At 37.9% G+C, this 19,267-nt stretch carries 20 protein-coding genes; 18 read left to right on the top strand and 2 right to left on the bottom strand.

What is annotated here, in order from left to right; genetic code table 11:
• Nucleotides 1-146 precede the first annotated feature (146 nt).
• Nucleotides 147-554 (top strand): YugN-like family protein, encoded by a 408-nt coding sequence (locus NSQ49_RS16445; protein ID WP_159871163.1) that lies wholly within the window; start codon nt 147-149, stop codon nt 552-554.
• Here NSQ49_RS16445 and NSQ49_RS16450 read toward each other — a convergent pair.
• Both NSQ49_RS16450 and NSQ49_RS16455 read right to left on the bottom strand, forming a co-directional pair.
• Entirely contained in the window at nt 551-1,543 is a 993-nt protein-coding gene (locus NSQ49_RS16450; RefSeq protein WP_159871160.1) for a potassium channel family protein, read from the bottom strand. The two genes, NSQ49_RS16445 and NSQ49_RS16450, sit on opposite strands and share 4 nt — an antisense overlap.
• A gap of 77 nt (nt 1,544-1,620) precedes the next feature.
• Nucleotides 1,621-1,770: a hypothetical protein gene (locus NSQ49_RS16455; RefSeq protein WP_175609186.1), complete on the bottom strand. Its 150-nt coding sequence runs from the start codon at nt 1,768-1,770 to the stop codon at nt 1,621-1,623.
• 610 nt (nt 1,771-2,380) lie between these two features.
• On the opposite strand from NSQ49_RS16455, the gene NSQ49_RS16460 reads away from it, so the two are divergent.
• From NSQ49_RS16460 to NSQ49_RS16535, 17 genes are all read left to right on the top strand, one after another.
• Entirely contained in the window at nt 2,381-2,995 is a 615-nt protein-coding gene (locus NSQ49_RS16460) for a protein kinase family protein (RefSeq protein WP_159871157.1), read from the top strand.
• A gap of 72 nt (nt 2,996-3,067) precedes the next feature.
• Entirely contained in the window at nt 3,068-3,712 is a 645-nt protein-coding gene (locus NSQ49_RS16465) for an SDR family oxidoreductase (protein ID WP_159871154.1), read from the top strand.
• Nucleotides 3,713-4,302: 590 nt separating this feature from the next.
• Complete coding sequence (locus tag NSQ49_RS16470) at nt 4,303-5,649, top strand: cytochrome ubiquinol oxidase subunit I (RefSeq protein ID WP_159871151.1); 1,347 nt, start codon at nt 4,303-4,305, stop codon at nt 5,647-5,649.
• The gene (locus NSQ49_RS16475; protein ID WP_251284856.1) at nt 5,646-6,671 is read left to right on the top strand and encodes a cytochrome d ubiquinol oxidase subunit II; all 1,026 of its coding nucleotides are present in this window, start codon (nt 5,646-5,648) and stop codon (nt 6,669-6,671) included. The genes NSQ49_RS16470 and NSQ49_RS16475 overlap by 4 nt, the downstream gene beginning before the upstream one ends.
• Nucleotides 6,672-6,683: 12 nt before the next feature.
• Nucleotides 6,684-6,785: a cytochrome bd oxidase small subunit CydS gene (gene cydS / locus NSQ49_RS26735; RefSeq protein ID WP_396399520.1), complete on the top strand. Its 102-nt coding sequence runs from the start codon at nt 6,684-6,686 to the stop codon at nt 6,783-6,785.
• 516 nt (nt 6,786-7,301) lie between these two features.
• A complete protein-coding gene (locus NSQ49_RS16480; protein ID WP_251284857.1) occupies nt 7,302-8,225 on the top strand; it encodes an NAD-dependent epimerase/dehydratase family protein in 924 nt (307 codons plus the stop codon).
• Nucleotides 8,226-8,242: 17 nt separating this feature from the next.
• Nucleotides 8,243-8,983 carry a YveK family protein gene (locus NSQ49_RS16485; RefSeq protein WP_251284858.1) on the top strand — a complete coding sequence of 247 codons (741 nt, stop codon included), beginning with the start codon at nt 8,243-8,245 and terminating at the stop codon, nt 8,981-8,983.
• Nucleotides 8,976-9,617 carry a CpsD/CapB family tyrosine-protein kinase gene (locus tag NSQ49_RS16490; RefSeq protein WP_251284859.1) on the top strand — a complete coding sequence of 214 codons (642 nt, stop codon included), beginning with the start codon at nt 8,976-8,978 and terminating at the stop codon, nt 9,615-9,617. Before NSQ49_RS16485 ends, NSQ49_RS16490 begins: the two co-directional genes overlap by 8 nt.
• A 29-nt stretch (nt 9,618-9,646) precedes the next feature.
• The gene (locus NSQ49_RS16495; RefSeq protein ID WP_251284860.1) at nt 9,647-10,648 is read left to right on the top strand and encodes an oligosaccharide flippase family protein; all 1,002 of its coding nucleotides are present in this window, start codon (nt 9,647-9,649) and stop codon (nt 10,646-10,648) included.
• 117 nt (nt 10,649-10,765) lie between these two features.
• The gene (gene istA / locus NSQ49_RS16500) at nt 10,766-12,340 is read left to right on the top strand and encodes an IS21 family transposase (RefSeq protein WP_174752390.1); all 1,575 of its coding nucleotides are present in this window, start codon (nt 10,766-10,768) and stop codon (nt 12,338-12,340) included.
• Nucleotides 12,337-13,101, top strand: coding sequence for an IS21-like element helper ATPase IstB (gene istB / locus NSQ49_RS16505; protein ID WP_174752389.1), 765 nt, complete (start codon nt 12,337-12,339; stop codon nt 13,099-13,101). The genes istA and istB overlap by 4 nt, the downstream gene beginning before the upstream one ends.
• A gap of 69 nt (nt 13,102-13,170) precedes the next feature.
• On the top strand, nt 13,171-13,614 hold the full coding sequence (locus NSQ49_RS16510; RefSeq protein WP_251284988.1) for a hypothetical protein: 444 nt from the start codon (nt 13,171-13,173) through the stop codon (nt 13,612-13,614).
• A 1-nt stretch (nt 13,615) separates the two neighbouring features.
• Nucleotides 13,616-14,851 carry an O-antigen ligase family protein gene (locus tag NSQ49_RS16515; RefSeq protein WP_251284987.1) on the top strand — a complete coding sequence of 412 codons (1,236 nt, stop codon included), beginning with the start codon at nt 13,616-13,618 and terminating at the stop codon, nt 14,849-14,851.
• A gap of 34 nt (nt 14,852-14,885) precedes the next feature.
• Nucleotides 14,886-15,938: a glycosyltransferase family 4 protein gene (locus tag NSQ49_RS16520; RefSeq protein ID WP_251284986.1), complete on the top strand. Its 1,053-nt coding sequence runs from the start codon at nt 14,886-14,888 to the stop codon at nt 15,936-15,938.
• Nucleotides 15,939-16,020: 82 nt separating this feature from the next.
• The gene (locus NSQ49_RS16525) at nt 16,021-17,379 is read left to right on the top strand and encodes a sugar transferase (protein WP_251284985.1); all 1,359 of its coding nucleotides are present in this window, start codon (nt 16,021-16,023) and stop codon (nt 17,377-17,379) included.
• Between the two features lie 70 nt (nt 17,380-17,449).
• Complete coding sequence (locus NSQ49_RS16530) at nt 17,450-18,223, top strand: glycosyltransferase family 2 protein (RefSeq protein WP_159871121.1); 774 nt, start codon at nt 17,450-17,452, stop codon at nt 18,221-18,223.
• A gap of 143 nt (nt 18,224-18,366) precedes the next feature.
• Nucleotides 18,367-19,224 (top strand): hypothetical protein, encoded by an 858-nt coding sequence (locus tag NSQ49_RS16535; protein ID WP_251284984.1) that lies wholly within the window; start codon nt 18,367-18,369, stop codon nt 19,222-19,224.
• Nucleotides 19,225-19,267: the final 43 nt, after the last annotated feature.

Raw genomic sequence — 19,267 nt, forward strand, 5'->3', positions numbered from 1 at the left:
TTAACTGCGAAGAATTTAATATTTCAGCGAAACTTTACATATATTGTGAATTTCTACAAATAACCGCGAAATATCTAACTCTAAGTATTCATGATATCCCTCGCTTTGGAGAAACTAAGCAAAAAGCGTAAAAGGGGATGGATTCAGTGATTGAGATACCTTCAAAAGTGGAAGGAAAGCATTTTGATTTATATAAGCTGGAGCAGGCTTTGAAGCCGATTGGCTATTCGATCGGAGGGAACTGGGATTATGACCACGGTTCTTTTGACTATAAAATTGATGATGAGGTGGGGTACCAGTTTTTAAGGGTGCCTTTTAAAGCAGTTGATGGGCAGCTTGATGATCCAAGCTGTACGGTGGAGATAGGCAGGCCATTTTTACTTTCCCATAAATACCAGCGTGGCCTGGATGACCACGCCTATACCGGAAATTTCAGTGCGTCCTTTGATCAATTCTCGGAGCCTGTGGATAAAGACGCCAGTTTTCCGGAAGAATTCATTGATCTCGGCAAAGCACTTGTCGAAGAACTGGAATCCCTTTTATTAAGAGATTAACCAAGAATTACAATCAGCTGGTCCTGCTGAAGGATTTTAAATGGCTGGGGGGGATTAACAAGGGTTTCCTCCCCTCTTTTCACACCTAAAAGGAGAATGCCCTCTCCCATAAGCTCTGCACTAAGTTCTGCAAATGTTTTATTTTCCACTTCCTCGGATGCAGGCTGAAACGTTAATTTCCGTTTATCAAGCTGTCCGAGCAGATCAAGAAAAGAAGTTACAAGCTCCTGGGATGAAACGCTGTTGATCATAACAAAGCTTGTGAGCACATTCGTCTGGACAATTTCATCAGCACCCGCTCTTTTTGCATTAGCTGCCTGTTCAGACGTTAATATTTCCACGATGCATTGAACATCTCGATTCAGTCCTTTGATTGCCAGTAAGGTTAGGATTGAATTCATATCAGCATGTAATTCATCTTTGTTTTGATCTGCTGTAATGATGACTTTTTGCGCGTCAAAAACATTTGCTTTTATAAGGACATCATCTCTGTTAGCGCGACCCTGAATAAAATGTACGTTGTTGTAGGGAACAGGATTAGATTTTAATGTTTCATCGATTAAAGCAATGGAATGATTCATCCCATCACCCCCGAGTGCGTTAACGATCTCCCGTGCACGTTCATTCCAGCCGATTACAACAATATGATCCTTGCCCCGATATCCAACTTTTCCTTCCAGAAAGTCATTCTGCCGGGTAACCGCGGCTGTTGCAAGTGAAATAAAATATGTAGACAGAAAGCCCGCTCCCGTAAAAATAAGCGCAATTCCTATAATGCGTCCGCCAGTGCTTTTCGGATATAAATCTCCAAATCCGACGGTGGAAGCTGTAACTACAGCCCACCAAATTCCATCAAAAAAGGTCGGAAAGGAGGAGGGCTCGATAATATGTACTATTCCTCCAAAAAGAAAGATCACCAACAGGGCAATTAAGAGAATCCTGATTACTAAGGGAAGACGGATGAAACTGTAATAAATGTGCTGAGACATAAAACATCACTCCTAAAAACATGGGCGTTAAAAAACGGGAAATTTAGAATATAAAAAAAGCCATGCCAGGAATATACTTAATTAAGTATATCGTCTATTGCACGGCTCAGCAGTTGAATATCTTTGGATATTTCGTTTTTCACGTCGTCAATCTCGCACCTTTCATATTCATCCATGAGAAGGGAGAGTTCTCTCTTGAGTATGACAGCCTCGTGTTCAAAATCCATGATGACTCCCTCCTTTAGGGATATAAAGGACTAACAGGCAGTTAGTTAATTTTTATTTATTTGTAATGTTACAATTATGTTACCCGAAATCTTTACAATTTAAACGATAAAAACGGCAATTATTAAACAAGAAATTTAGGACGGATATTGTTTACCCTCTAATTTGGCATGTAAACACAGTGACTTTATAAGGTATCACTTCTTGGTCCCTCTTTACATTGCCCAGCTATCATGATAAAAGAGCAGAATAATAATTTTACGCTAATCGGCATTGAGGCGAACGTCTCGGATACCACGGATTATCCCATCCGGCAGCTTTCCAGCTCCATTTAAAAGGATAATTTCCGCGGCCCATTTATTTGACTAATATATGAATGAAACATATAATAAAACTAACAGCATAGTTCGGATTCTTCCTAAAGGGGAGTAGCTTTCAAGTAGAGTCGTCAATACGAGATGATAAATCTCCGGCTCTGCTGGCAACAGATGTTGCTTGCGAGACCTTTACCATTTATTTGGTAAGGTCTCTTTTGTTTTAAAGGCGCTGAGACCAATAAATGGTTCAGTGCCTTTTATTTTTTAGGAGAGTCTGGAACAGGGAGGTTTATTAATGAAACTGTATCAACAGCTTGCAGACAGTGTGAAATTTTCCAGACGCCTTAATGGGACCAGACTTCTTGAAAAGGACGACAGGCTGGAATTTATAGGGGCAGGGAGAAGTGCCTTTGCTTTTAGGATTAAGGAAACCAATTATGCAATAAAAGTCTTCTTTCCGGAATCTAAAGGAATAGCCAGGGATGAAGCGGAGGTCTACAGGGAACTGCCTGATCATTCATACTATCCCTCTTTCTATGGATCTGGAGATAACTATATTGTAATTGATTATGTGCAGGGGCTGACTCTGTTTGAGTGTCTTGCGCAGGGGGTACCAATAAAAGAGGAGATAATAAGACAAGTTGATGAAGCCTTAGATATCGCGAGGGAGAGTGGGCTAAATCCTTCGGATATTCACTTGCGCAACATTATTCTTACAGGGGATGGGTGTATTAAAATCATTGATGTTGCCCGTTTTAAGCGAACGAAAAAATGCACACAATGGGACGACTTGAAGCATGCATTCTATAAATTTTATAGAAAGAAATATTTTCCAAAAAAGATTCCTGTATTCATTATGAATACAATTGCGGCTCTTTATAAAAAGAGGATTATTCGTTTTGGCCCCTAAACAGTTCATTTGATAATGCATTTTTCTTTTGAAATAATAAAGGCCACTAGTTCAGAAAGGGGCAGATTATACATGAAAGTTCTTATTGTCGGAGCAAACGGACAAATTGGAAAGCTGCTGGTAAAGCTTATCAAAGATGGGGGTAAGCATACAGCAAGAGCAATGGTCAGAAAAGAAGAACAGGTCCCGCAGTTTGAAGATATGGGTGTGGAAACGGCAGTAGCAAGCCTTGAAGGAACAGTAGATGAATTGGCTGAAGCAGCCAAAGGATGTGATGCAATTGTATTTAGTGCAGGTTCAGGCGGAAATACAGGCTATGACAAAACTCTTCTGATTGACCTTGACGGAGCGGCAAAAGCAATTGAAGCGGCGGAGAAGGCTGGTGTAGACCGGTTTATAATGGTCAGCGCTATCCAGGCAAATAATCGCGATAAGTGGAGTGAAACGATCAAGCCTTATTTCGTGGCGAAGCATTATGCCGACAGAATTTTGGAAAACAGCAGCTTGAACTACACGATCGTACGCCCGGGCGGTCTGACAAATGACCCGGGAACCGGCCATATTAAAGCAGCGGAAAACCTGGAACGGGGATTCATTCCCCGTGAAGATGTAGCTAAAACCCTTTATGCTGTGCTGAATCAAGAAAATACCTATAGGCGCGCATTCGACCTGGTATCAGGCGATGAAGATCCAGAAACGGCAGTAAAAAATATATAACTCTTGCCCGGTGTGTATACACCGGGATTATTATTGGCAAAAAAAGTATAAACTTAAAGGGGTTGAACAGATTAATATTAAAAGGCTGGGTATTAGGACAAGCCTAAAGTGTTAACCTTGCAGTTCCTTTAATAAAGTAATTGCTTGCTAAAAAGCTCCCTCTACCCAAAGGTTTATGTAGTGTAGTAATGAAGGGATCACATTATTGATGGCAAGAAGCAGGATGGTAAATGCGCCAGAATCAGCGGATAAGTAGTTATTCTGGAAGTTAGATAAAATAACCTGAATGAAACTTGGCATTGGCAAATTCCAATGTCCTTTTCGTTTTAATTGCTTTACTAGAGGGAATAGGAAGCTATAAAAGAAAATACATATGATTTCATACTTTCCCCATATAAATGTTGGTTTAGCGTCACAGCTTTTCCTTCAAAACAATGGAATAATGTGATGTAATGAGCAATCAAGAGGAGTGAGTGAATGTATAAAAAACAGGAACGCATTTTGATGTGGCTTGCTTTTACAGTGGCCATCATTATGGGGCTTTCTTTTATTGGACGCATTTTTGCAGGATAGGAAAAGGAGAATGTTAAATGGGAAATGAAGAATCAGTTTTTTTCAGCCGTGTCTTAACAGAGCTGACATTATCCTTCCATATCATTTACGCAACCATCGGTGTCGGCATCCCGCTCATGATTATGATTGCGCAATGGGTGGGAATCAAAAAGCAGGATGAACATTATATTCTGCTCGCTAGAAGGTGGACGAGAGGCTTTGTCATTACAGTGGCTGTCGGAGTTGTTACCGGCACTGCCATCGGGCTCCAGCTCTCATTGCTGTGGCCTAACTTTATGGAACTTGCAGGCAATGTCATTGCGCTGCCTCTGTTTATGGAGACATTTGCTTTTTTCTTTGAGGCTATTTTCCTCGGGATCTATCTTTATACATGGGATCGGTTTGAGAATCAGAAGAAGCATTTGCTTTTATTAATCCCGGTCGCAATAGGGGCATCTTTTTCAGCTATTTTCATTACAATTGTAAATGCTTTTATGAACGCGCCGCAGGGCTTTGATGTTGTGAATGGCCAGCTTGTTAATATTAACCCGGTCCTGGCGATGTTCACGCCTGCCATGCCGACGAAAGTTGCGCATGTGCTGTCCACTGCCTATATGACTTCAGCATTTGTTCTGGCATCAATAGGTGCTTATCGCCTTTTGAAAGGATCAAATCATATTTATCATAAAAAGGCATTGATGCTTACAATGAAAATTGGATTGATTTTCTCGATCGCTACAGCTGTAATTGGTGACTTCTCAGGAAAATATCTTGCTGAATACCAGCCTGAAAAACTGGCTGCTGCTGAGTGGCATTTTGAAACAGAAGAAGGGGCACCGTTAATGCTATATGGGGTTCTCGATGACGGTGAAGTGAAATATGCAATTAAAATTCCATATGCACTCAGCATTCTTGCTCACAGCAATCCGAATGCAGAAGTAATTGGACTCGATCAATTTCCGGAAGATGAAATTCCGCCGCTTTATATCCATTATTTATTTGACCTCATGGTGACCATAGGAATGTGGATGACGGCACTTTCACTCATCTATGTCCTGGGTACCTGGTTTAAAATGCGTTTTGTTGCGGCGAAATGGTTCCGCTGGCTGATTGTTCTGGGCGGGCCGTTATCAATTATTGCAATTGAAGCAGGCTGGTGGCTTGCGGAAGTGGGCCGGCAGCCGTGGATTCTCAGGGGGATTATGCGCACGGAGGATGCTGCCACTTCAAGCGGCCAGGTAGACCTGATGCTTCTGCTGTTTGCAGGTTTATATCTCGTGCTGGCAATCGGAAGCATCATTGTCCTCACCAGAATGTTCCGCAAAAATCCGGTCGAACAGGAATTGGCTGACCGTGAGCTGGAGAAAGAAGGTGAGGTTCGATGACATTAGAGATCATTGGAATTTCCGTCTTATGGCTGTTTCTATTCGGCTATGTCATCGTTGCTTCTATTGACTTTGGGGCAGGATTTTTCAACGCATACAGTCTATTCCGCGGAAAACAGCATATTTTAACGCGAATCATACAGCGGTATTTATCTCCGGTATGGGAAGTTACAAATGTGTTCCTGGTTTTCTTCTTCGTTGGCATTGTCGGGTTCTTCCCAAAAACTGCCTACTATTATGGAACGATCCTTCTGGTGCCGGCAAGCATAGCTGTAGTCCTGCTTGCCATTCGAGGTTCGTATTATGCTTTTACCACCTACGGCGGACTGAAGCAAAAGAGATGGACCTATCTGTATGGGCTTTCAGGTCTTTTCATTCCTGCATCCTTATCCATAGTCCTGACCATTTCAGAAGGCGGATTCGTTAGTGAGACTTCATCAGGGCTGGAGCTTGACTATTGGACATTGTTCACAAGCCCGCTGACTTGGAGCATAGTTGTGCTGAGTATTGCAGCGGTATTATATATATCAGCTGTGTTCCTGACCTGGTATGCCAATAAAGCAAACGATGAACCTGCCACAGAGCTGCTGAGAAAATACGCTCTAATATGGGCAGTACCTGCAATCGTGACAGCGACAGGCATCATTGTCGAACTAAGGGACCACAACCCTGAACATTTCAGCAGATTAATGGAGCTGTGGTGGCTGTTTGGCATCTCCTTCCTGCTGTTTGCAGGGACGGTTTATCTGATTTGGAAGAAAAGAAACTATGGCCTTGCATTCGGGCTGCTGACAGGGCAATTCTTTGTGGCCTTCTTTGCCTATGGGATCTCGCATTATCCGTATCTGCTTTATCCGTACCTGACGATTTATGATGGTTTCACAAACGAAGCCATGGCAATCGCGCTGGTCATTGCCTTCATAGCAGGATTCGGATTGCTTCTGCCTTCCCTTTATCTGCTGCTCAGGCTGTTTCTTTTCAATAAAGACTATGTTCAGGGAAAGCGTGACGACCATGCATAGGAGGGGAGAAACATGGCGGAATTTGTGATGTTTTATGCACCGTTTATCGTGATCGCTGGTTCTATAGCGGCGGCTTTTTGGCTGGCGGGGAAGGATGAAAGAGTGGAAGAGTAAAAAAATTGCAAGGTCTGAAACAGACCTTGCAATTTTTTATTTAGCATGTTTGAAGCAATTCAGATATTTTGAAGATGTTAAAGTCAGCGGGACATTTAGTATCCAGTTACAGCATAAGGCTGTAACTTTTAATAGATATTCCATTTAAAGATCAAGGGACTGCATTTCGAAAGAGAGAAATTGGTGGTACTTTTCTTTTATCTAAAACACCATATAGCAGGACTTTAATATTAGATATCAATCACAGCGCTCTATGAGAGATAAATTTTAGTAGAAGAAAGGCTGTCCACTTATCCTATGGACAGCTTTTCTTGTTTATGTCCTGTGAAAAATAATTAGAATGGACTATGTTTTCTCGTTTGATACTGGATATTATTTGAAAATGTTAGTAAAAAAGTATGGTTATATAATGATTGGGACTACATATATTTTTTTTAGGGCCAAGTCTTCTTCCAGAAATGGTCATGACTAACTGCATTTCGGGGAAGAAATTCTTTAAATGGAAAGGTGAAAACAATGAAGGTTTTGTTAACAGGAGGAGCAGGGTTTATTGGTTCCCACATTGCCGAAGAGCTAATTAAAGAAGATTATGAGGTCGTTATTTTGGACAGTTTAGTAACTGGTCAAGAATTAAATATTCCTGCCGGAGCTAGATTCTACCATATTGATATACGCGGCAATTTAGATCCAATTTTCTTGGCGGAAAAACCGGATTATGTAATTCATCAAGCTGCACAAGTGTCAGTTTCCAATTCATTGACTCATCCTAAATTAGATGGAGAATCAAATATTATTGGAACTATCAATCTCTTAAATGCCTGTGTAAGGCATCAAACGAAGAAATTTATATTCGCATCCACAGCTGCATTATATGGAAATCCCAACTATTTATCAATTGACGAAGAACATCCTGTATTACCTAAATCCTTTTATGGTTTATCAAAACTGAATGCTGAATCCTATATTAAGCTTTTTTCAGAACTGTATGGACTGTCTTACACGATTTTACGGTACTCAAATGTTTATGGCATGAGGCAGGATACAAATGGTGAAGCCGGAGTTGTAGCTATTTTCATTAAGAGGGCAATAACAGGACAATCATTAAATATTCATGGAGATGGTTTCCAGACAAGAGATTTTGTGTTTGTAAAGGATGTTGCCAAAGCAAATGCAGCAGCTATTCTTTATGGTGAAAATGAAGTAATTAACATAAGTAATAATACTCAAACTTCCATAAAAGATATTGTAAGCGAGTTGAACTATCTATTAGATTCTGAGATTATGCCAATTTACGGTCAGGAAAGGAAAGGGGATATAAGGCATAGCTGTCTATCAAATAAAAAAGCAATTAAATTGCTGAAATGGGAGCCCAGGTATTCTTTTATAGATGGGTTAAGAGAAACGGTTGCCTCTATGGGCCAAATTCAATTAAAGGCATAAAAGTTTTGGAGGTTTCCATGAACGAACATATAGATCTCAAAACATTTTTCAGGATAATCAAAAAAAGATGGCTGACTATTATTTTTACTGTAATTTGTCTTTTCCTTCTGACTTCGGGACTGTCCATTTATGTTATAAAGCCTACCTATGAAGCAACGGAGAATATACTTATCGGCAAGCTGACAAAAAAGGATGGCCAATATGGAGATTCACAGGAGTTAAATATGCTGCTGGCTTCAACAATAGACCTTATAAAGAGCCCGGTTGTACTAAATTCAGTTAAAGAACAGTTTAATTTGGGAGATGATGATCTAGATAAAAAGCTAGCTGTCCAAAACAATCGAGATTCGCAAATAGTTAATGTAGTGGTACGAGGCCACGATAGGGAGAAAACCAAAGAAATTGCCAATACGATTGCCAAAACAACTGTTAATAAAATGAATGCTCAGTTTGATGTGCAGGATATAAAGCTATTAAGCGACAATGAAACAGATCCATCCATTAAAGTTGTCGGAAGTTTGTCATTGAATATCGCAATAGGTCTGGTAATAGGCCTATTTCTTGGAGTGGGACTTGCCATGTGGCGAGAGTATTGGGATGAATCAATAAAAAATATTAACGAAGTAGAAATGACTTTGGGACTTCCTGTCCTGGGACAGGTAAATTTAAAAAAAGGCAAAAGAATGTATAAGGATAAATCCGGAAATAAATATCAGGCATCCTTAGAAAATAATGAAGGGAGACAAAACGGTGTTTAAAAAAAAGAAAATAAAAAAATATACCAAGATGATCCACCAAAGTGGCCATTCAATATGTTCAGAGCAAATTCGTATGATTAGCACTTATATAGATCATTTATATGATAATGAATCCCAATTATTAATGGTAACTTCCCCCAATGAGGAGGAACAGAAATCTATTATATCTTCTAAATTGGCCATTGCTTTTGTTGAACAGGGAAAAAAAGTGCTTTTGGTTGATGCGAATATTCGCAGCCCTTCACTCCATCATTGGTTTCAGTTGAAGAATGAAAGTGGCTTTACGAATGCAGTCAGGAATGTGGAAAGCCTTCAACTAAATAGTAAAGAGACAATTATTAATAATTTATTCGTAATGCCTGCAGGACCAATTCCTTTAAATCCATCAGATGTATGGGTGGCCAGCAAAATCAAGGATATGACGAGCTGCTGCAGGACAGAATACGATGTTGTTATCTTTGAGGCACCTCCTATTTTATCTGTATCAGATTCTCAAGTGTTAGCGAGTTATTGCGATGGAACTATATTAGTACTTAAGGAAAACAAGACAAAGAAAGATGATGCCTTCAAGGCAAAAATGAAATTAGAAAGGAAAAACAGCAAAATATTAGGGGTTATCTATCAAACAGGTTAATGCCTACTAACGCGCGGGTGGCTATGCTATTGAAAAAATTTCAGAAACATACAATAGGAAAAAATATATTCCACTTATTTTATAGTACTGCCCTATCGAGTAGTTTAAATGCTGCTTCTTTAATTATTTTAGCTAATTATTTGCAATCCTATTATTATGGCATGTTTAGTGTTGCATTAGCTTTTGCAATGATTATGGGTTATTTAACAGATTCAGGGCTGAACAGCATTGTGTTAAGAGAAGGATCTAAGAAAGATGTGGACCTATCGGTTCTAATTTCATCTTATTTGAAGGTTAGGATCATTTTACTTGCTGTTTCTTTTATATGTGGATTTGCCATCATTCATTTTTCAAATTCGTGGAATAAAGAGTTTATTTTAACCTCCTATTTTTTAATTATACCCATGGTGCTTGGCCTCACTCTGCAAAGTATTGGAACCATATTCTTTCAAATGATTGAGAGAATGCACTATTGCGGCTTAATCCGCATTGTGGCTTCTGTTTGTTTAGTTTTAACACTGTCTGCTGGATTAATATTTAATTTAAACCATTTATTTATCTGTACTCTATATGGATTGTCTTACCTGGCAGCTGGAGTATTTGGAATTTATAAAGTACGCCAATACGTACAAATACGAATGAAAAGTTCGTTTCATAAGGGACTATTACGAAATATTGGATCATTTTCACTTGGAGGCCTTCTTTTTGTCATTCTTCCTCATTTAGGCCCTCTTATTATAGGTAAAACCTTGACTCTAAGTGAAGTAGGCATATTTGCAGTTGCATACCGTATCCCCCAAGCATTGCAGCAAATCCCTTTTATTGTAGCAGGAGCATACTACCCAGTGTTATTCAGGGCATTTAATAATAATCAACTAGAGGAGCACTTACATAAGAACATCACTCTTATTAAGCTAATGGCTTTAGCTGGTATTGCGATAACTGTTCCTTTGTTCGCTAAACCAGAGGCAGTTATTCATTTATTATTCGGTGAAATGTGGATTGCTGCTGTGACTGCTAAACTAAAGTAGACAGTTTTTGCTAGATAAGATGAAACACTTATTTACCCTAATATACCAGTAAAATATATAGCTCCTCCATTGTATGATGATGGTTTGATTCTTAAATCATTGGAGGGCTGAGAAAAGGTGGATAAGTGGGAAATGTATATGGAAATTCAGCAGTTACTCAAGAAAGGTTTTAGTAAATCCAAAGTAGCAGATAAACTGGGGGTATCCAGGGCAACTGTATATCGGCATCTTAAGAGATCTCCTTCGGAGATGGCAGAATGGGTTGAATCTTTACAAACAAGAAAGAAAAAGTTGGATCCTTATAAAGAGTTAATCTTGAATTGGTTAAGGGAACATCCTGATCTTTCAGCAGCACAAGTAGAAGATTGGTTGATGGAAAGGTATAAGGAACAACTTGAAGTGGGTGAAAGCACAGTCCGTGCTTACGTAAGGGAGCTAAGAGTTGAATATAAAATAGCTAAGGAATCTTCACCAAGGGATTATGAAGCAATACCTGATTCACCAATGGGGGAACAGGTCCAAGTTGACTTTGGGCACACCAAGCAGAAAACGTCTGATAATAAAGAAGTAAAGCTGAACTTTATTGCCTTTGTGCTATCTAACTCGAGATACAAATATAAAGAGTGGTTAGATCGCCCCTTTACAACTCAAGATGTCATTCAAGCTCATGAAAATGCTTTTCAATGGTTTTGTGGGATCCCAGGAGAACTCGTGTATGATCAGGATAGCTTAATTGTGGTGAGCGAGAATGGCGGAGATCTCATTTTAACGAAAGAGTTTCAGCACTATAAGCAAACTCGAAATTTAAACCTTCGGGTTTGTAGGAAAGCCGATCCAGAAAGCAAAGGGAAAATAGAGAACGTTGTAGGATTTATTAAGTACAATTTCGCCAAGTATAGAGTGTTCAATAATATTGATTCTTGGAATGAGCAAGGATGGGAATGGCTAAATCGTACAGGTAATCGAAAAATCCACAACACAACAAAAAAAAGACCGGTCGAAGTGTTCTCCTTGGAAAAGCAACACTTAAGACCAGTCTCAGGAAACATTAATTTCCTAAACAATCATGAAAATAGTATAACAAGAAGCATCCATAAGGACAATACCATACGGTATTTATCCAATAGGTACTCCCTTCCACTTGGAACTTTTCATAAGCATGAAATGGTCTCAATAAAAGAAACAAAAGACAGAGAACTATTAATCTATAACTCTGAGACAGGAGAACTCCTGGCCAAACATCAGATTCCGGATGGTAAAGGACAATTAATTAAAGACAGAAAGCATACAAGAGATCGCTCAAAAGGAATCGATACATTTATTGATACTGTGGCAAAACGATTCGAAGAAACAGAAACGGCCTACGATTACTTGGATAAACTTCGTGAGAAGTACCCACGGTATATTCGTGATCAGTTACAAATGATACTAAAAGAAACAAAACAAAATAACGAGCAGCTTCTAACAGCAGCCCTCTCGGAATGTATCAAGAGAAACTTATATAGTGCAACAGATTTCAGCGATATCATTTTATACCTCAAGCGACAACGACAGGTTCATGATACAACAAACGACAAAGCTGAGACTGTTTCACCATTAAATAGCATATCCGGTTGGATAATAGAAACAGAAGCACAAAAGAGAAATGTAGATGCCTATACGGTTTTACTGGAAGAAGGTGATCAAAGTTGAATCAGCTTCAGGAGGTCCAAGATAAATTAAGGTCCCTTCGGTTAGCTGAAACAGCTGATCGATTGCCAGAGTTAATAAGAGAAGCTGAGAAAAGGGACTTGTCCTTTACTCAGTTTCTACTAGATGTAGTAACCTATGAACAAAAACGCAGAGATGAAAAGCAGCTGGAAAGGCGATTTAAGTGGGCGACGTTTCCCTTCCATAGTACTGTGGATGAGTATAATGTGAATGAGCAAAAGTCTTTGAGCAGTAAGAAGTTAAACCAGTTAAAAGATTTAACATGGATTGAGCAGCTATATAACATCATTTTTCTAGGACCGCCAGGTGTCGGTAAGACCCATCTTTCGATAGGTTTAGGAATAGAAGCTTTAAACCAGGGATATAAAGTGATCTTTACCACTATGGGAGATTTAATTCAGGCATTAAAGACTGAAGAAATAACGAGGAAATCCAAAACAAGAATGAAGCGAATAAGAGAGGCAGATTTGGTTATTATTGATGATTTGATGTTTATGGCAATGGATAAACAGGAAGCTAATATGTTCTTCCATCTCATTAACACCCTTTATAACCAAACCTCGATTATACTTACATCTAATAAAGGGCCTAAAGAATGGGGTGAGCTATTGGGCGACCAAGCCATCACGACAGCTATACTGGACCGGATCTTACATCGAGTGGAAATAGTTCATTTAAATGAAGATAGTTGGAGAATGAAACATCGAAAAACGATTTTTGGTGAACAAAGTGTCTCAAATTAATCAGCAAAAATTGTATCATTCTACTTGACGGTCACAGCTGCATCATTTCCGCTAAAAATTTTATCTTTAATGGTTACTTTACAGGCAATAAATATTGCATTAGCTGACGGACTGACTACCAGGGGGCTGCAATCTTACCGAACTGTTATACAGGCCATAGCCATTATTACAGGCATCTATTTATATATACAGTTCAGTAATTCATACGGCATAGCCGGTGCTGCAATTGCAGGAGCGTCAATTGAAGGAATTGCACTTTTGGGGTTTTGGATCTGTAATCCTAGTCGCTGGATAATTGCAAAAAAAGCCTTATTTCCTTATTTAATATTTTTTGCTTTATGCACCTCCGGTATAAATCTTTTTACTGATTATCACTCTTTCATCGTCTTTATGATTCAAATTCTTCTATTGGTTCTAGTCATTTTTATAGATAAAGAAATGAAGGGTATGATTCTCGGTGTCCTGATAAGAGTACTCAATAGATGGAAAGCCAAGGAAACGCAGGGAGGATAAGATGGACCACGGTATTATGATAAGAAAACAAAAAGCCAGCTTCACGGTTTTCATTCTTTTTTTGCTCGTAACTATGGCGAATTATTATATTTACATCGGTTTTGCCATAAAGCCATACTTAATATTTTCTATATTATATTTACTAGTCCATATAAGTTCATTTTATTTTCAGCGTCTGCATGGATTTGAGGTAGCGATGCTAATTTTTTACTTAGTATATAGCTATACAGGAGCGTTTGCGTTATATCCTTCTGCAAGTATAAGAATTTTATTAGGTATTATTCTTTATATTTCTTGTTATTTCATAATTAAATCAATAATTGGTCATACAAATAATTGGACTATCGAAAGAGCAATTGCCGATGCAGGTATCGTTTTTAATACCCTAAGCCTAATTTTATATTTAATGGGGCTGCAGAGACTTGGCTTTGACTTAGAGGGTGACAGAATCTATGAGTTGGGTGTGATGCTTGATCGTAATTACCCAAGGCTAATCGGGGTACTTCAGGATCCAAATTATTTTGTCTTTTATAATACTCTCTTTTTCTCTTATTTTTTATGCCATTCAAAACCCATGAAAAATAAAGCAGGATTGCTGCTTTGTATCCTGACAAATTTATTAACCTTTTCAAGAGGAGGACTATTAGTATTAATAATTACACTATGCCTATACATTTTGAAAGACAAGCCCTTAAAAAAGATAAAGCTTCTAGCTGGAATGGTTGTTTTTCTATCAGCTGCTGCTTACCTTGTGGTCTTCTATATGAAATTAAATCTTTTCAGTATTTTAGGATCTAGAATAGAAGATCTGGCAAAGGATGGTGGAAGCGGAAGATTGGAATTATGGGGAAGAGCCTGGGAATTCTTTGTTTCCTATAAGTATATAGGAATCGGAGCTTATAATTTTCCTGAATATAATTCATTTCGATATGGTGATTCGCTTCAGGTACATAACACCTTTTTGGAGATTTTGTCAGAATCGGGTTTAATCGGCATCTCTTGTTTCTGTGTGTTTATCCTTACAGTTTTTATGCAATTAATCCAAAGTAAGTTATATAGAAACAAACCATATCTCTTACTTACTTTTGTTGGAATAATACTTCAAATGGGATTCCTTTCAATTATTATTAACGATATGTTTTTTCTGTATCTAGCTATCCTATCAACCTATATGCATCATGAGCGGAACAAAAGTCAAATGAAACAGAGAGATCCTGGGTTCTATTCTCTCCCATAATTGAAAAGTAAATGGAATGGGGATGTGGAAAAGATTGAGAATATTGGTCATTACAGACAAATTAGATTTCGGTGGAGCTGAAATGTATTTTTGTAAATTAGAGAACCTCTTGCATGACTCAAATATCACTTTTCACTTTGCTGCAGGCAACGGCCAATTGTACGAAAGAATCAAAAATAAACAGCGTTTTCACGAACTAAGCAGAACAAGCCATATCCAAAATATAAAGAAATTGGTGAAAATCGTTTTAGAGGAGAAAATTGAACTGGTTCACGCTAATAGTTTAAGAATGGTTCTTTACTGTATATGTGCCAGAAAAATATCAACTATTAAATTTAAAATAATATATACAAAGCATAATGTAACAATATTGGAGAATAGGTGCCGCAGGGCTTTTGCCTTTTTAATAAACAGATGTGTTGAAAGAGTGATCACAGTAAGTGACTTCGAAAAAAACAGCCTTATGGAGGCTGGGATAAAGGCAAACAAAATTACGACTGTGTACAACGGGGTAGATTTAAATCAATTTGGCTTTATTCAAAAGGAGAAAGGTGATTTTTTTAAAATTGGTATATTAGCAAGATTATCTGAGGAAAAAAATCATGAATTATTTATTAGAATCGCAGATCAGTTAAGAGATATTCCGCATTTTAAATTTTATATTGCGGGTGATGGTCCGAGAAAGCAAAAAATTAAATCCATGATTGAAACCTGCAATCTGTCACATAAAATTAAATTGGTTGGTGCTGTAAACAGGCCGGAGGAATTTATTAAAAATATCGACATTCTGCTCTTAACTTCTTATCGTGAGGTATTCCCGATGGTTATTTTAGAGGCTATGGCTGTGGGAACCAACATTATTGCTATAGATCGTGGCGGTATAAAGGAAGCCATTTTTGAAAAAGAGACTGGTTTTTTAATAAGCAGCCATTCGGCAGATGAGTTTTGCCGAATAATACTAGAAATGGAATCGGATGAGTCACTTAAATATAAGTTAATTGAAAATGCCAGAAGAAAAGTGGAGGAGGAATTCTCATTAGATAAGATGGTGGAAAATACTTTAAGGGAGTACAGGAAGTGTTATTAATAGGTGATTTTATAAATCCGCTCTCTAATTTGAGAATTTTGCAAACTTCCCTCAAGGACACTGTGAAAAGGAGTAGTGTAAATTGATCTTGGCCATTTTGGATATAGTATTGGTTTATTTAGGATATATAGCGACCATTTGGTTCTACCATGTCTTTTCAATACCTGCAGAATTAGAAATCACCTTAAATCTACTCTGGTTATTGGTCCCCTCAGCAACAGCTTTCATCTTTTTCTACTTCTTTGATTTATATAAAAATTTGCGCGGAAGTTCTTTAAAAAAGCAGATTTATTCTCGTATTTTACCCATTGTAATATTTTCAATATTTGTTTCCGCTGTATCCTTTTCAGGATCTTTCATGTTTTATCGAAAAAGCTTCTTCATTGAGGCCCTCATTATTCAAATTATCTTGCTTTCGGCTATTCATGGCGGAATATGGCTTATGGCTAATAAATTGCATGGCCGCAAAAGAGTAGTCATAATTTGTGAGGATGAAAAAACTGGCCAGTCTTTGGCACAAAAATTCAATAATCATAAATGGTTTGAAATATCAGGATATTTGCCTATAAATCAAATACCACATTTGGAAAACCATATAGATAAATTCGATGTATTTCTCCTCGCTCCTGCTGTAATTGGACAGTTAAAAAGCGACATCCTCAATTTATGCATCAAGAACGAGAAGGAAGTCCTAATCGTTCCGCATGTTTCGGATTTGTTTATACATTCTGCTAAATCGCAACAGATTGGTGACATGCTTGTAATTTCAATTAATGCTCCTGGATTAAAAATTTGGCAGCGGATAATTAAACGGTGTTTTGATGTATTCGCATGTATTATCCTGCTTGTACTTACAAGTCCTATTTTTATAGCTCTGCTAATAATAATCCCGCTTACTTCTAGTGGTCCAGCTATATATAAACAAGAACGGATTGGGCTAAATGGAAAACCATATTGGATCTACAAATTCAGAAGTATGATACAGGATGCTGAAAAAATATCAGGTCCAGTATTAGCTGAAAATAATGATGCAAGGATAACAGCAATTGGAAGATTCATAAGGGCTATTCGTTTAGATGAGCTCCCTCAACTTCTTAATGTTTTGAAAGGGGAAATGAGCTTAATTGGTCCAAGACCGGAAAGAGAATTTTTCATTAGCCAATATAAGGAGAAACTTCCCTATTATTCTTATAGATTATCCGTCAAGCCGGGTATCACTGGTCTTGCTCAAGTATTAGCTTACTATTCTACGACTGCTGAGGATAAGCTGCGTTTTGATTTATTATATGTAAGGAATTACTCCTTTTCATTGGACATGAAAATTTTGTTTCAAACTTTACAAGTAGTTCTTCAGAGAGATAGAGCTCGAGGGTTAGTAAAGAACAGCGATTATGGACATCAGAGCCTAATTGAAAGCCTGGAACAAGACAGGGTAATTTAGATTACATGCTAATCAAAGTTTTTTTCTAAATCTACTTCACTTAAAAATGAATGCTGAGGAGATGGTATAAATGGGGACTTCAAATCAGGATCTTGTTTCGATCATTACTCCGACATATAATTCTTCAAACTATATTTGCTCTGCATTACAATCCGTTATGACACAAACTTTTCAGAACTGGGAATTGATTATCATTGATGATTGTTCTTATGATGATACTTTAGAGAAAGTAAAAAAAGAGATGCGGGGTGAATCCAGAATTAAAGTAATACAACTGCAAGAAAATAAGGGCCCTGCCTATGCCAGAAATATAGGTATTGCTGCAGCAAAAGGGAATTACTTAGCCTTTCTTGATAGTGACGATATTTGGCTTCCGCAAAAATTAGAGAGACAGCTAAAGTTTATGAAAAAAAATCACATTGCTTTTTCGTATACAAGTTACAGAATAATTAGTGAAAAAGAGGGAAAAGCAAAAGAAATTATTAATATACCGCCATGTACGACTTATCATAGTTTACTAAAAAATACGGCGATAGGGACACTTACTGTAATGCTTGATACAAGACAATTAGGGATGGTGCAAATGCCTCTATATAGAGATTGTTCAGAGGATTTCGGACTTTGGCTATCCATTTTATCTAAAGGGATCTATGCTTATGGGTTAGATGAAGAGTTGGCTATTTATAGAAAGAGAGAGCATTCCCTCTCAGGCAATAAACTTAAATCTGCTAAAAAAACATGGAATACCTATAGGAAAGTAGAGAAAATTAATTTCGCTTCAGCATTATGGTATTTTGCAAATTACTCTTTCAATGCCCTAAAGAAGCATTCATTGATCAGTTAATAGATAACAGTTAGCCGGCTCACAGGGGCGGGCTCTTTTTTATGCCCAATTAATATATTTATTTTAGCGCTTGTGTTATTCGCTTATCCCTTAAATAAAAGAATACATACAATAGAGTAATAAATCAGAAGGGGTGACCGACAATGGCAGGAGATCCAAATGTTGTTTACGTCGAAGATTTTGGCGGCAGTACAGCCCAATCGAAAGTCCAGGCGGCCATAAATTTCGCCTTTCAAAACAATAAAAAAACAGTTATTGCAGCAAATAAAGATTATTACATGACAGGTAACGTTATTATCAAGCAGGGTGTGAAACTGCAGTGCAGTTATGGGACGAGATTTGTCATAGGTGCAAACGTTAGAGGGTTTGAGCTGGAGAGGGATGCTTCTCTATGGAACACCAGGATTATGGTGGATTATAAAGGATACACCAAAGAGGTTATTTATTTGGACGGAAAGCATAAGTACTATAACACATGGCATAATACTTCACTAAAGAACCTTGTAATAGTAAATTGGTCTGGAACAGTATCGGGAACTGGAATTTACTTGTATTCAGGAGGAAGTGGTCATGAAATCTCGTTTGTGAATTTTACGGATATCAAAATTGTAGGTTTTACGAAAGGACTTTATTTAAAAGCAGTTAAACCTGCAAGCGGATTTGCATACGTTAATGCAAATCGCTTTGATAAGATTTCTTTGGATGATTGCATTGATAATATTATTTTGGAAGGAAGCGAAACCATTCCAAATGAATGCAGCGGAAATTCCTTCACAAATTTACAGATACAGCCAACCTCCAACACTATACGAATTATGACCATTCAGGGGCAAATTAATAAAGTTGACGGAATTTGCTGGGATCTGCATCAAATTCAGCATTCGGACCCTATTTTTATCTTTAAAGCAGAAAGCAACTATAATTATTTAGACATGAGATCCATACCCGCAAATAGAATATTAAATAGCGGAAAATCGGGTAACCGGTTCGAAACACTTTAACTAGCATTTAAGAAAGGTAAAGATTCGACATGTGGGTTTAAAA

The sequence above is a fragment of the Cytobacillus sp. FSL R5-0377 genome (genome assembly GCF_038004385.1).
GTDB lineage: Bacteria > Bacillota > Bacilli > Bacillales > Cytobacillaceae > Cytobacillus.

Coding starts and splice junctions, on each gene's coding strand:
- NSQ49_RS16450 (WP_159871160.1), bottom strand. CDS start 1,543: ATGTCTCAGCACATTTATTACAGTTTCATCCGTCTTCCCTTAGTAATC.
- NSQ49_RS16455 (WP_175609186.1), bottom strand. CDS start 1,770: ATGGATTTTGAACACGAGGCTGTCATACTCAAGAGAGAACTCTCCCTT.
- NSQ49_RS16460 (WP_159871157.1), top strand. CDS start 2,381: ATGAAACTGTATCAACAGCTTGCAGACAGTGTGAAATTTTCCAGACGC.
- NSQ49_RS16465 (WP_159871154.1), top strand. CDS start 3,068: ATGAAAGTTCTTATTGTCGGAGCAAACGGACAAATTGGAAAGCTGCTG.
- NSQ49_RS16470 (WP_159871151.1), top strand. CDS start 4,303: ATGGGAAATGAAGAATCAGTTTTTTTCAGCCGTGTCTTAACAGAGCTG.
- NSQ49_RS16475 (WP_251284856.1), top strand. CDS start 5,646: ATGACATTAGAGATCATTGGAATTTCCGTCTTATGGCTGTTTCTATTC.
- cydS (WP_396399520.1), top strand. CDS start 6,684: ATGGCGGAATTTGTGATGTTTTATGCACCGTTTATCGTGATCGCTGGT.
- NSQ49_RS16480 (WP_251284857.1), top strand. CDS start 7,302: ATGAAGGTTTTGTTAACAGGAGGAGCAGGGTTTATTGGTTCCCACATT.
- NSQ49_RS16485 (WP_251284858.1), top strand. CDS start 8,243: ATGAACGAACATATAGATCTCAAAACATTTTTCAGGATAATCAAAAAA.
- NSQ49_RS16510 (WP_251284988.1), top strand. CDS start 13,171: ATGGTTACTTTACAGGCAATAAATATTGCATTAGCTGACGGACTGACT.
- NSQ49_RS16515 (WP_251284987.1), top strand. CDS start 13,616: ATGGACCACGGTATTATGATAAGAAAACAAAAAGCCAGCTTCACGGTT.
- NSQ49_RS16530 (WP_159871121.1), top strand. CDS start 17,450: ATGGGGACTTCAAATCAGGATCTTGTTTCGATCATTACTCCGACATAT.
- NSQ49_RS16535 (WP_251284984.1), top strand. CDS start 18,367: ATGGCAGGAGATCCAAATGTTGTTTACGTCGAAGATTTTGGCGGCAGT.